The 12,867-nt window shown below is 49.4% G+C and carries 11 protein-coding genes; 5 read left to right on the top strand and 6 right to left on the bottom strand.

Annotated features, from left to right (window positions below):
• A partial coding sequence (locus H8S75_RS33590) for a transposase zinc-binding domain-containing protein (protein ID WP_432764184.1) occupies positions 1-250 on the bottom strand: 250 nt, incomplete at its 3' end.
• Positions 251-410: 160 nt separating this feature from the next.
• On the bottom strand, positions 411-1,085 hold the full coding sequence (locus H8S75_RS12500; protein WP_187021927.1) for a DUF5680 domain-containing protein: 675 nt from the start codon (positions 1,083-1,085) through the stop codon (positions 411-413).
• Positions 1,086-1,263: 178 nt separating this feature from the next.
• Here H8S75_RS12500 and H8S75_RS12505 point away from each other — a divergent pair, with 178 nt between their 5' ends.
• A complete protein-coding gene (locus H8S75_RS12505) occupies positions 1,264-2,580 on the top strand; it encodes an RNA-binding domain-containing protein (RefSeq protein WP_349768914.1) in 1,317 nt (438 codons plus the stop codon).
• A 106-nt stretch (positions 2,581-2,686) separates the two neighbouring features.
• Here the strand turns inward: H8S75_RS12505 and H8S75_RS12510 are convergent, their stop codons facing one another.
• On the bottom strand, positions 2,687-4,999 hold the full coding sequence (locus H8S75_RS12510; RefSeq protein ID WP_187021928.1) for a hydratase: 2,313 nt from the start codon (positions 4,997-4,999) through the stop codon (positions 2,687-2,689).
• 3 nt (positions 5,000-5,002) lie between these two features.
• Positions 5,003-6,334: a citrate synthase gene (locus H8S75_RS12515; RefSeq protein WP_187021929.1), complete on the bottom strand. Its 1,332-nt coding sequence runs from the start codon at positions 6,332-6,334 to the stop codon at positions 5,003-5,005.
• A gap of 362 nt (positions 6,335-6,696) precedes the next feature.
• On the opposite strand from H8S75_RS12515, the gene H8S75_RS12520 reads away from it, so the two are divergent.
• Both H8S75_RS12520 and H8S75_RS12525 read left to right on the top strand, forming a co-directional pair.
• Positions 6,697-7,092, top strand: a complete 396-nt coding sequence (locus H8S75_RS12520; RefSeq protein WP_002603919.1) for a DUF2500 domain-containing protein — start codon at positions 6,697-6,699, stop codon at positions 7,090-7,092.
• Between the two features lie 51 nt (positions 7,093-7,143).
• Positions 7,144-8,301, top strand: coding sequence for a DUF2812 domain-containing protein (locus tag H8S75_RS12525; RefSeq protein WP_187021930.1), 1,158 nt, complete (start codon positions 7,144-7,146; stop codon positions 8,299-8,301).
• On the opposite strand, the gene H8S75_RS12530 is transcribed toward H8S75_RS12525, so the two are convergent.
• Together H8S75_RS12530 and H8S75_RS12535 are read right to left on the bottom strand one after the other, a co-directional pair.
• A complete protein-coding gene (locus H8S75_RS12530; RefSeq protein WP_187021931.1) occupies positions 8,302-9,678 on the bottom strand; it encodes an MATE family efflux transporter in 1,377 nt (458 codons plus the stop codon).
• 4 nt (positions 9,679-9,682) lie between these two features.
• The gene (locus H8S75_RS12535; RefSeq protein WP_187021932.1) at positions 9,683-10,297 is read right to left on the bottom strand and encodes a TetR/AcrR family transcriptional regulator; all 615 of its coding nucleotides are present in this window, start codon (positions 10,295-10,297) and stop codon (positions 9,683-9,685) included.
• Between the two features lie 189 nt (positions 10,298-10,486).
• Between H8S75_RS12535 and H8S75_RS12540 the strand changes: the two genes are divergently transcribed.
• Entirely contained in the window at positions 10,487-11,194 is a 708-nt protein-coding gene (locus tag H8S75_RS12540) for a helix-turn-helix transcriptional regulator (RefSeq protein ID WP_187021933.1), read from the top strand.
• 340 nt (positions 11,195-11,534) lie between these two features.
• Entirely contained in the window at positions 11,535-12,824 is a 1,290-nt protein-coding gene (locus tag H8S75_RS12545; RefSeq protein ID WP_187021934.1) for an MFS transporter, read from the top strand.
• Positions 12,825-12,867: the final 43 nt, after the last annotated feature.

Genomic DNA, 12,867 nt, shown 5'->3' on the forward strand with positions numbered 1-12,867 from the left:
ACATACGAAAAGCCCGTTTCTGATTATACATGTTACCACAAGATGGACAGAAACGGCTTTTGCAGGAAAAAGGTACAGATTTAAGTTTACCACAATGGGGACAGCCGTAGACAGCTTGTCCATAAGAAGGATCGTGGCAATGGATCATACGTTTGATGTTATCCATAACATTTTTGCCAGGACGAAGAGCATACTGGATGTACTCAAAGTGGTCACTGAAAATAGTTTGAAGAATGTTCTTTTTATACATAAGAATATTTTACAACAAAAAGTGACAAAGGAAAACCCCAAAACCCCTCATGAGTGAGGGGCAGGGGAGTTGAGAGTGCCGAAGGCACTTTGTTCTATGGAAGATTCGTATTATGAAAAAAATTAGAACGCTCTTTTCCATGATAAGCCGGAGAAATGACTCAGGAGAGTCTGCCTCCGTGGAAGAGACACGTATAGATTCTGACCTCCCGGCAGTAGATGGCCTCTTCCCCCTGAAACTGGCTGAGGGCACCATGTGTACGGCAGACATAGGTAAAATCTTCGTTTCGGAAGTATTCCGGGCCGCGGAGGGGAAGTTCAGCCGGAACCTGTGACAGAGCTTCCTTTAAGAAGGCACTGTAAAAGGTCTCGTCCAGCGATATGCCATAGTAATTGAGCGCCCAGACGGGAGTTTCCCTGATCCATACGGCTTCCTCTCCCGTAAAATTCCGGCTTCCCAGATAGGTGTCGATGTAGAGATAATCCTGCTCGGAGTATCGAAAATCGTGAGACTGGGGGCGTGAAGGAGGCGCGGTGTTCTGGCCGGAGGCGTAGGTGCGCTGTTTGGCCCGCATAAGAAAGCGGCGAAGCGCCTTTTCAGACGCAGGGTCCGGGTCTAAAAGGGCTGGGGCGCATTCCTCCTCCTGTCTGACGAGGCGGTCAATGGAAACGCCGAAGAGTTCACTGAGACGGACCAGATTGGGAAAATCGGGAAATGCCTGGCCGTTTTCCCATTTGGTCACGGCCTGACGGGAGACGTCCAGGCGTCCGGCCAGCTCCTCCTGGGAAAGCTTTCGGCTGGCGCGCAGGTGCTGTAGTTTTTCGTTGAAATTCATGTGGTTCCTCCTTTCGCTGTTACGTATAATCATACAGGAGTATGGGGAAGAATGCAAACACCCTGTGGTGGCAGGCCCTGCAACTGTGGGTTGCGGATTATTGAGAAACAGGGATTTGTGGCTGAAAGAAAAGGTATCTTGCATTCTATCACTTGTTGTGTTAGAATGGTGATAGAACGTGATAGAACGTGATAGAAAGAGTGATAATATGGAATTGTATGAAAGCGAGATTATTGAGTTAAAAGAAATCTATACTACTGATTTGAAGAAAGAAATTGTTTCTTTTGCAAATACAAATGGCGGAACGATCTATATTGGTGTGCAGGACAATGGAACGATTGTTGGCGTTGATCATGCTGATTTTGTAATACAGCAAATTGCAAATTCAATAAGAGATAGTATCAGACCAGATATCTCTATGTTTACAAGCATTGAACTGTTAAAAGACGAAAACAAATCGTATATAAAAGTGACAGTGGATTCAGGCACGAAAAAACCATATTATCTTTCCGACAAAGGATTGAAACCGACCGGTGTATATGTCAGAAGCGGTACAACTTCCGCTCCGGCATCGGAAGATGCGATTCGTATGATGATAAAGATGACGGATGGCGATTCATTTGAAACAAACCGCTCATTAATTCAGGAGTTGACGTTCAACAGTTTAAGTAAGGAGATGGAGAGAAGAAAACTGGAGTTTACAGGGGTGCAGATGAAGAATCTGGGAATTCTTTCGCCTGATGGTATTTTCACAAATATGGGCCTGCTTGTTTCGGATCAGTGCAGGCATTCTATAAAATTTGCTGTTTTTCAGGGTACAGACAAATTAGTCTTTAAAGACAGGAAAGAATTTACGGGCTCGCTTTTTGAACAGTTGGCAGAGGTATACAAAACCATCGATTTTTATAATGGAACAATGGCCAGTTTCCATGATTTACTGCGTACGGACGAAAGAGATTATCCGGAAGATGCCGTTCGGGAAGCATTATTGAATGCAATTGTCCATAGAGATTATTCTTTTAGTGGAAGCACCTTTATTAATTTGTATTCTGACCGGCTGGAATTTATATCTTTAGGGGGCTTGGTGCCCGGTTTGTCATTGGAAGCGGCTATGCTCGGCGCCTCCCAGTCAAGAAATGAAAAGCTGGCAAATTTATTTTATAGAATGAAATTAATTGAAGCGTATGGTACGGGGATCAGCAAGATTATAAGCTGCTATAAGGGGAAGTCTGAACAACCTGTATTTGAAAGTGTGGAAGGTGCTTTTCAAGTGATTCTTCCCAATGTACATGCACGGAATTTAAGTATGGAAGATGCAAAGTATTTGCCAATCCTTCAGTTGTTTGAATATAAAAAAGAAATTACACGTTCTGATGTTGAAACAGTTTTAGGTAGTGGAACTACGCATGCAATTAACATAGTAAAAGAAATGCTTGATAAAAGCTTAATTGAAAAAGTTGGAAATGGCAGACTGACAAGATATGTAAGGAAATAAACTACGCGGATTATTGAGAAATAGGGATAAAAGAAAAGCTTTTATTAACAAGTTCCAGCCGGAAGCTGTGTTAATAAAAGCTTTTTTGTGAGTCTGTTTAAGGAATCTAATTCTCGCTGTGGCGGTTGCGATTATAATTAATCAGACAGCCGGCTTTTACGATCTCTTTTTCCTCGCTGGTCATCTCCGCAATATGAAGATTGATCTCGTGAATCGGGTTGCCCTCTTCATTCTTAATGACATAGGCCGGGATATGCTGCATATCGCCTTCTAAGGCGGCGCGGACACCCGGAACATAGATGAAATCACCGATGTCGAAGGATGGCTCCTCATCCAGAAGGAATGGCAGCATGCCCCAGTTAATCACGTTGGAGCGGTAGCGCTTGGTGGCGTATTCGTTTGCGATATTGGCAAGGCCGCCGAGAACTCTCTGGCAGCTGGCCGCCTGCTCACGTGCGGAGCCGTCGCCAGGTTTTACTGCGTAGATCATGCTTCCGATCTCGGTTTCTCTGGCTCTTAATTCCGGCTGATCCAAATAAATACGAAGGGCATTGAACGCTGCTTCCATCTCCGGATCCGGTTTTAACGGACAAGCGCCGGTCTTGCGAACCGCCTCCAGTTCATTGACCTTCTTGGAACGGCCGACATACTCCGGATCGCGTCTGGAAAGCGTGAACTCTGCCAGACCCAGCGGGTTAGAGCGGTAGGATGAGGTCTCTCCGGAAGGAATCAGTTCATCCGTCGTGGTGACAGGGTCCATGATCTTAGAGCAGACTCTCAGGATAATATTATCAGTCAGGGCGCTCATGGCTGGCCAGTCTTTGATATTCGGTCCGTAGATCAGTTCTGCCTCTGGATCTGCCTTTCCATAACCCTGATAAACTCTTCTTTCATAGGAGGTGCTGTCGAATTCATAAGCAGGTACTTCATAACCGTCAGCAATGGTTTCCGCCGAGGTTAAGTAGCCTCCGTTTGCGGCGGTGGCTGCGATCGAGCGGGCATCCATCAAGGCGACGCAGGAGATCTGGCCGTTGCCCGGCTTGGAACCTTCACGGTTCGGGAAGTTTCTCGTGGTATGGCGGATGCTCAGTGTATTGTTCGCCGGAGTGTCGCCTGCACCGAAGCACGGTCCGCAGAACGCTGTACGGATGGTAGCGCCGGCAGCCATCAGCTCTGTAACGGCTCCCTTCTTTACCAGATCCATGTATACCGGCTGTGAGGACGGATAAACGGACAGGTTGAAGATATCGTTTCCGCAGTCCTTGCCGGACAGGATATGAGCGGCCGTCATGACGTTGGAATAGTTGCCGCCTGCACAGCCTGCGATGACACCCTGCTGTACCAGGAGCTTCCCATCAACGATCTTATCGGTCAGGGATAAATGAACATTCGGATTGCCGAGAATATGATCGGCTTCCTTTTCCACGGTTCTTAAAATATCGCCCAGGTTTGCATTCAGTTCATCGATCTCGTAGGTGTTGCTCGGATGGAATGGAAGAGCGATCATCGGCTTAACGGTGCTTAAATCGATGGATACGACGCCGTCATAATAGGCGACATCCGCCGGGTTCAGCTCTTTATAAGCCTCCTCTCTGCCGTGCATCTTTAAGTAGTCCCTCGTGTCCTCGTCTGTTTTCCAGATGGAGGAGAGACAGGTGGTCTCCGTGGTCATGACATCGACTCCGTTACGATAATCGGTATCCATGGAGGCGATACCAGGGCCTACGAATTCCATAACTTTGTTTTTTACGTAACCGTTTTTAAATACGGCGCCTACGATGGCCAGTGCCACGTCGTGCGGACCGACGCCCGGGCCCGGTTTTCCTGTCAGATATATCGCTACGACGCCCGGATAGGTGACGTCATATGTATCACGAAGCAGCTGCTTCACCAGCTCGCCGCCTCCTTCGCCTACCGCCATGGTACCCAGGGCTCCGTAACGGGTATGGCTGTCGGATCCGAGGATCATGCGTCCGCAGCCTGCCATCATTTCACGCATATACTGGTGAATGACTGCGATGTGAGGCGGTACGAAGATTCCGCCGTATTTCTTCGCGGCTGACAGTCCGAAAATGTGGTCGTCTTCATTGATGGTACCGCCTACCGCACACAGGGAGTTGTGGCAGTTTGTCATGACATAGGGAATCGGAAACTCAGTGAGGCCTGACGCCCTTGCGGTCTGAATAATTCCGACAAACGTAATGTCATGGGATGCCATGGAATCGAATCGCAGCTTCAAATGTTCCATATTGTCCGCAGTGTTATGTTCCTTCAGGATCGAATAGGCAATCGTGCCCTTTTTCGCCTCTTCTTTTGTTACGTTCTTTCCTGTCAGAGCGACAAGCTTTTCGGCTTCCTGTTCCGGCACCAGTTCCGTACCGTTTACCAGGAAAGCACCTCCATCATACAATTTAACCATATGCTATCTTTCCTCTCTCTTTTTGTAAGGTGTTGCTTCACCAACGTATTTGAACGCCGGACGCATGATCTTTCCATCATACATCTTATTCTCGATATTGTGCGCCAGCCAGCCTGCCATACGTGCGCAGACGAAGAGCGGCGTGTACATATCTTCCGGTATCTGTAACATATTATAAGCGAATCCGCTGTAGAAGTCCACATTGTTTGAGAGAGTTTTTCCGTTTCCGGCGAGAGTTTCTTTGGCAACTTTTTCAAATCTTGTCAGGAATTCGTATTCATCCTCACGTTTTTTCTGCTTTGCCAGCTTCTCGCAGCAGGTTTTTAATAAGTCGGCACGCGGGTCGGAAACTGTATAGACGGCATGGCCGAGACCGTATACGAGGCCGGTATTATCATAAAATTCTTTGTCAAGAATCCGCTTAATCACCTGCTTGATCTGTGCATCGGTGGCTTTTAAGCCGATTTCCTTTTCGATGGCGGAGATCATCTCGCTGCAGCGGATGTTGGCGCCGCCGTGCTTCGGTCCCTTTAAGGAGCCGATGGACGCGGAGATTGAGGAGTAGATGTCGGTTCCTGTGGAGGAGATGACGACATTTGTAAAGGTAGAGTTGTTTCCGCCGCCGTGATCGGCGTGAATCATCAGCATGATGTCGAGTAAGTCTGCCTCCTGCTCGGTGAAGGTGCCGTCGCGTCGCAGCATGTAGAGGATGTTCTCCGCAATGGAGTATTCCTCCTTCGGATAGTGGATGATCAGACTTTCTCTGTCATAGTAGTGAATCTTGCTCTGATAGGCGTAGGCAGCCATGGAAGGAAGCTTAGCCAGAATGCTGATTCCCTTTAATAACGTCTGGTACGGGTCCACGTTGTCGGGATCTTCATCATAATTATAGAGAGAAAGGATACTCTGCTGCAGACTGTTCATTAAATTGCGGGAAGGGGAACGAAGCAGATTCTTCTCCAGAAACTCATCGGGAAGCGGATAAAAATGACGGAGAATTCCGGAAAACTCGTTCAGTTCCTTCCTGGAGGGAAGGTATCCGAATAGCAGAAGAAATGTGGTTTCTTCAAAGCCGTACCGTGCATTTCCTTTTCCCTTTACCAGATCGCCGATTTCGATTCCGCGGTAGAAAAGCTTACCTGGTACATTGACCTTTTTCCCATCCTGAATCTCATAGCCGACAACGTCGGATACACGCGTCAAGCCAACCCTGACTCCGGTGCCATCCTCGTTGCGGAGACCCTTTTTTACGTTGTGTTCCTTGAATAAATGATTTGGAATATCCGTATAGTTTGAGGATTTACCAAATGTCTGTGCGATGAAGAAGTTATTCATGCAATATTCTCTCCTTTTCCTTTAGATTCAGTCACGGCCTGCATAATTTTGCAGAAAAGCAGCGCGAAGTGATCTCCACGCTGCCCCCATTGGCATTACTGAAGTGACCGTTTTTATATTGTTCAGTAGTTTACCATGGAAAAGTATCAAAGTCAATACCTTGTTATAATCACAATCAAAATATTGTGATGCGTACAAGATATGTTTGTATTAACCATACAAATGTGTGCGATAGACGGCCTTAATTTTTAGAAATAAAAATGAATCAATAATATTAAGGAAAAAGAAAGGAAAAGATTCTGACAATATACTATAATAGAAAGAAAAGAGTGGTAACAGCCACAGGGAAAAGGAGCGGCGCCATGTACAGTGATTTTGGCTTTTACGGAGGATTTACGCAGTTATTTCCGATTTTATTCGGAGTTATATTTTTGATCGTGGCAGTAATGATCGTAGTTACCCTGATTCGGGGGATTTCGCAGTGGAATTCCAATAACCACTCTCCGGTATTGACTGTGGAGGCGATGGTGACTTCCAAGCGTCAGGAGGTTTCACACCGGCACAGCAATCAGAACACGATGGATACTTATACAAATTTTACGTCTTATTATGCAACGTTTCAGGTCGAGAGCGGCGACCGCATGGAGCTGGGCGTATCGGGAACGGAGTACGGGATGCTGGCGGAAGGCGACATGGGCAGGCTGACCTTTCAGGGAACGAGGTATCTCAGTTTTGAGAGGGGACCTCTGGAGTCATAGAGAGGGATTTATTCCCGCGAGCAACGAGTCAAACGGACACGAGGATGAGAGATGGAAAAACGAAAAAGAACAATCAGAAAATTGATGCCGGTCAGTCCTTACAACAGCGCCGGTCTGGAGGCCTGGTTTTCGGAGCTGGCCGGACAGGGGCTGTTTGTCAGGAAGACCGGGTATTATTTTGCAAATTTTCAAAGGAAAGAGCCGAGAAGCCTGGTCTATAAGCTGGAGCCTTGTGACCAGTACCGGGATGAGCAGGAAAAGGAGCTGACGGGGCAGTACCGTCTGGCAGGCTGGGAGGCGGCCGGTGATGTGTGGCGAAAGTTTTTGATATTTTCGGCTGTCAGGGAGATGGCTGTAAGTCCGGAGATTTCCGTGGAAATACGAAGTGCAGGCGAGGCGTCCCTGAAGAAAACGGGGTATGGCTGCCTTCTGACGTGCGCAGCGGATGGCGTACTGACGGCGCTCTGGTGCTGGATGATTCTGGGCCGATTTGGTTTCTGGTATACGGCCACTATGGCGACGCCTTTCCTTCTCTGTGCCCTGATGGTCTTTCTGTTTGGAATCAATATCTTCTGGAGAATGTCCGATTACATACAGATCCGGAGATATTTAAAGGGGACAAAATGTGGCGTACATCTGCTAGAACGCAATTGTCAAACACGCCCTGGCAGAGGACGGGCCAGATCGATCTGTTCAGCAGCCGCGGTAACCTGCATCTGCCTCGTGTTTATATGGGCGGGAGAGCAGAAGTCCTGGCATAAGGAACTGAGTGAGGTTCATACCAGTCTTCCGGTTCCGCCCATTACGGCGGTTTCGCCGGAGAGCAGCCCCATAAGCGGAACGGTTACCTATCATTCTTCCATCGTTGCACCGGTACAGTTTCAGATCGTCCAGGATGGACCGGATGCCCAGATGCTCCGTATGGATTATATGGAACTCCGCTTTCCCAGGCTGGTGAAGCCGGTCTTCAAGAATATGATGAAGGATCAGCTGCAGTGGAGCAGCGCTGAGCCGGAGACGGTATCCTCCGGGCTGTTTGACACTGCCTTTGTGGCCGAGATAAACGACAGCATGCATTATCTCTTTGTCTCTGACGGACAGAAGGTAGCAGCAGTGTGCTATATCGGCCTCGGCTATACAGACGAGTTTTTAAAGATGATTCACGACGCCATGGAGACGTGGACCCAGCCGGAGCTGTTTAGGCAGTGATCAGCGGGTTTCCCTCATATTCCTGGAAGCCGTCCGTTTCATGGGACGGATCGAAAGGATACATATTAATATAGTAAGAACATCGGCCGCAGGCTGGGCAAAATAGATGCCGGTCACGCCCAGAAGCCTCGGCAGAATCAGGATAAAGGGCACGTAAAAGAGACCCTGGCGGATCATGGACAGGAAGAGGCCGAACCTTGAGGCGCCGATGGTCTGAAAGGTGATGGTCATCATATAGCAGAGCCCAAACGCCGGATATAAGGCAACCTGGGATATCAGCAGCCGGGAACCGTATTCGATCACGGCGGGATTGCTGTTAAATAACCGGATGAACGGCCGGGACAGCGCGATATAGACCGCGGCCACCACGATTGTCAGCAGCAGGGAGGCGGTGAGGGAGAAACGGACAGACTCATGAAAACGGTCTTCGTTCTTCGCACCGAAAGCGTAGGAAGCGACCGGCTGATATCCCTGCATAAATCCCATAATGACGTAGCAGCCGATGAGAATCAGCCGTTGGACGACACCGTAGGCCGCAATGATTAAATCGGCGTCCGGCATGGGCTTTGCGGCGATATTGGTCAGCGATGTGGCCGCTGCGAGACAGATCTGAATAACCGCGGAGGGAATTCCGATCAGTGTGACCGTTTTTATCATGTGAAAGTCGGGCTTAAAATAGTGCGGCTTGATTTTAATGATGGAGCGTCCGCCTAAATAGAACCACAGCAGGATGAAAAATGTGACAAACTGAGAGACCGTCGTGGCCAGGGAGGCTCCCTGCACGCCCATACCTAAGCCCCAGTCGAACATGAAAACAGGGTCCAGAACCACATTTAGGGCGGCGCCTGTGATGACGGCTATGGAAGAAATCTTGACGGAAGATTCCGCCCTGGCGGCACAATTCAAGCTTTGGGCTGGCAGATTGGCCAGTGCGGCGATAAACATCCAGAACGCGTAGTCCCTGGCCTGGGGCAGAACCGCGTCCGAGGCGCCGAAGGAACGGAGCAGCGGCTCCATAAAGAAGAGTCCGCCGACGCAGAGAATCATACCGATGACTACCGACAGGGCGGCGATGGTCGTCACCGTAATGCCCGCCCCCTCCTGGTCCTTCGCCCCCAGCTGACGTCCTGCCAGCACGGCGGCGCCGGCGGAAAAGATGTTCTCAACCGAAACCATGATCAGAAGCAGGGGCAGCGTCACGCCGACGGCGGCCAGAGCCGTGTCGGAATGCAGCATGCCGATGTAAGCGGTATCGACGATATTATAGACCGCCTTTGCTAAAAGGGCCAGAGTGGCGGGCACCGCCAGCTTGACGATGGCCTTCGAAGGCTTCATTTCTCCCAAAACAGATGCATTCGTTGTTTTTTGACTGTCCATTGGATTACTCCTTTCTCTCTACAATGCCGTACAGGAGGATGCGCAGCGCCCTGCGGCAGCTTTCCTCGTGGTCGCGTATATCAATTTTCTCCGATCCGGTCATCTGGTATCTGGCATTGATATAGTCCTGATACTGGCGGAAGGTGTCCACCACATCTTCCCTCGATAAGTCGGAGCGCAGAGATACCGGCTCCAGCATCCGGTTTAAGCTGTCAATGTTGAAACGGTCGAACGGGGCTTTTTTCTCCTGAATGGAAGCCTCCAAATGGGCGGGCGGCATAATGACAGCATCACAGAAAATCCTCTGGTACTGGGGATTCTGTTCAAAAAAGTCCAGTCTCACTCGAAAATACTGCTCCAGCCGCTCTTCGGCGGTTTGGCCTTCCATGTTAGTGTGGCTCTGTAAGTGGCCGGTCAGCGTCTGGAAGCACTCTTCCACACAGGCTAAGTATAAATCGTCTTTTGTCGGAAAATAGTGGTAGATAATTCCCTTGGAAAGCCCGTCCCCGTTGCTGATGGTATTGACAGAGCTGGCTCCATAGCCCTGCTCTGAAAATTCTGCCAGCGCGCTTTCCAGGATGCGCCGTCTGGTCTGCTGATTTTTTTCTTCTCGTTTCATGATTCCATTCTCCTGAAAATAAATATTGACCATATGGTCTATTATTACGATACCACAAATAGACCGAGTGGTCAATAATTATTTGCAACAACGGAAATTGTTCGAAAATGGGGGATGCAACGATTTGTTGCGTGACAGTGCGGCGCTGTCTGTGGTATGTTTTTAAGAGATGGAGAAGGAGGAGCGCGTATGAACGGGATCGGAAAAAACATAAAGAAGCTGAGGAAAGAGCGTGCGCTGTCACAGGAACAGCTGGCTGAGCGGCTGCATGTGACGAGGCAGGCGGTCTCCAACTGGGAGACAGGTAAGAATCAGCCGGATATTGAGACGCTGGAATCCATTGCCGCGGTATTTGACACGGATATTCTGATGGTCTTATACGGACGTTCCAGACAGGAGGAAAGCGGGGAGGAGAAGGGGGCACAGAGAAAGCGCTGTGTGAGAAACTGTCTGATGTGGGGAGCCATAGCCCTCGCTGGGCTTGTGGTTCACTTGATGGTCAAAGATAAAATCATGGACTGGTATTACCGGTTCTGCTACACGGTCCCGGTCTATTTATTTGCGCTGCTTGTGAGACCCTTATGTGTTTTTGCTTCGGCTGTGGCATTTATGAACGGGCTCTGCCTCATCGGAGATATCCGGATCAGGCAGAACTGGATCAGGAGAACGGTTTTAGGGGTGTCCATGGCCTTCCTTTTCCTGTATCTGGCGGCAGCGTTTCTGTGTCTGGTACCTGTGGTGCAGAATCTGGTACCCGCATTTCTACCTGACCCGGGAGCTGTGTCTGGGTGGATCCGCCGCCCGCCCCTTGTTTTTTCATTTATTGTTCGGCTCGTAACGGCGCCTGCGCTGTTTTTACTTCCCGGGATCGGAATGTTTCTTGGACTCCGCCGATAAAGACTCGGTTAGAAATATGGGACAGAAGAGAAGGAATGTGGTATACTGACAGCAGGGCAGGCGGCCTGTGGGAGCAGATCTGCCGCGCAGTACGAGTACTCACGGAAACTCCTTGTGCTCAATACCTGAAAGGGAGGGAAAACCATGACACCAGTGATCAGAATGAATGCAGCGGCTCTGTGCAGAGTTTCATGACAGGCGAATCTGGCACAGAGCGTATAAGAGGAATTGTAAGCGGCAGAAATACCGCTTGATTTTATGAAACAGATGTCGCCTGAGTGGATTCTGCACTTATAAATGGAATGAGTTACTTTTATTTTAATTTATAAGGAGAGAATCTATGAAAGACAGACAATACCGTAACTTTATCATTTTCTGGTTCAGCCAGTCCGTATCACAGCTGGGGAGTTCCATGACTTCCTTTGCCTTAATCATCTGGTCTTACGGCAGAACCGGTTCCGCCATGTCCGTGTCGCTTATGACATTTTGTACATGGCTTCCCTATATTGCGGCCAGCATCGCTGCCGGGCCGGTAATCGACCGTTACCATAAGAAAACGATCATGCTTCTCGCGGACCTCCTTGCGGCGGTCTGCTCTCTGACTGTGGCGGCGCTTGCGGTCTCCGGGAATCTGGCGGTCTGGCACATTTTTATCGTCAATGGAATCACCGGCTTCATGAACGCATTTCAGTTTCCGGCGGAGACGGTGGTGGTGGGGATGCTGGTTCCGAAGGAAAAGTACAGCCAGGCCAGCGGCTTAAATTCCTTTACATCATCCTTACTCACGGTGGTAACCCCGGTGATGGCCGCATCCTTATCCTCATTTGCAGGGTTAAAGGGTGTCATCGTCTTTGATCTGGCGACCTTTTTGTTTGCTTTTTCTGTCCTGCTGTTTCGGATTAAGATACCGGAGAATGCGGGAGGGACGGAGACAGGGAAAAAGAAAGAGAAGATCTCACTTCAGGAATCTTGGAGGGAGGGGCTTCAATTTCTCCGCGGACACAAACAGCTTTGGTATCTGATGATCAGCATGGCGCTTATGAACTTTTTTTCACGGCTGACCTATGAAAATATTCTTTCTCCCATGATTCTGGCGCGGAGCGGCCAGAACCAGATCGCGCTCGGCATTGTCAGCGGGATTCTGGGGATCGGAGGCATGGCGGGCGGTCTGATCGTCTCCTTCGTAAAGCTTCCAAAGGACAGCGTCCGGGTAATCTTTATATCGGGAGGCATCTCCTTTCTGCTGGGCGATTTTCTGATGGGAGCAGGGCAGAATATTCTCGTATGGAGCATTGCCGGCATAGCGGCCAGCATCCCCATTCCTTTTATTATGGCGGGGCAGAATGTGATTCTCTACCGGACGATTCCGCAGAATATGCAGGGGCGCATCTTTGCCGTGCGAAATGCCATCCAGTACTGGACGATTCCGACCGGGATTCTCCTGGGCGGTTTTCTGGCGGACTACGTGTTTGAACCGTTTATGCGTGCGGACGGGGGCATTCAGACGGTTCTTCACCGGCTGACCGGGTATGGAGCCGGCTCCGGGATGGCGGTCATGTTTCTCTGTACCGGCATTCTCGGAAGCTTGAGCTGTTTCTTCTGTTATAAAAAAATGAAAAAGAATGGATAAATGAAGCACAGGAAGAAGAGCGCGATGATGCGTTCCGCTTCCT

The sequence above is a fragment of the Hungatella hominis genome (assembly GCF_014288005.1).
Taxonomy (GTDB): domain Bacteria; phylum Bacillota; class Clostridia; order Lachnospirales; family Lachnospiraceae; genus Hungatella; species Hungatella effluvii.

Excerpts from the sequence above, each read along its gene's own strand:
- H8S75_RS12535 (WP_187021932.1), bottom strand. The coding sequence starts at position 10,297 with ATGAAACGAGAAGAAAAAAATCAGCAGACCAGACGGCGCATCCTGGAA.
- H8S75_RS12510 (WP_187021928.1), bottom strand. The coding sequence starts at position 4,999 with ATGGTTAAATTGTATGATGGAGGTGCTTTCCTGGTAAACGGTACGGAA.
- H8S75_RS12545 (WP_187021934.1), top strand. The coding sequence starts at position 11,535 with ATGAAAGACAGACAATACCGTAACTTTATCATTTTCTGGTTCAGCCAG.
- H8S75_RS12540 (WP_187021933.1), top strand. The coding sequence starts at position 10,487 with ATGAACGGGATCGGAAAAAACATAAAGAAGCTGAGGAAAGAGCGTGCG.
- H8S75_RS12530 (WP_187021931.1), bottom strand. The coding sequence starts at position 9,678 with ATGGACAGTCAAAAAACAACGAATGCATCTGTTTTGGGAGAAATGAAG.
- H8S75_RS12520 (WP_002603919.1), top strand. The coding sequence starts at position 6,697 with ATGTACAGTGATTTTGGCTTTTACGGAGGATTTACGCAGTTATTTCCG.
- H8S75_RS12515 (WP_187021929.1), bottom strand. The coding sequence starts at position 6,334 with ATGAATAACTTCTTCATCGCACAGACATTTGGTAAATCCTCAAACTAT.
- H8S75_RS12500 (WP_187021927.1), bottom strand. The coding sequence starts at position 1,085 with ATGAATTTCAACGAAAAACTACAGCACCTGCGCGCCAGCCGAAAGCTT.
- H8S75_RS12525 (WP_187021930.1), top strand. The coding sequence starts at position 7,144 with ATGGAAAAACGAAAAAGAACAATCAGAAAATTGATGCCGGTCAGTCCT.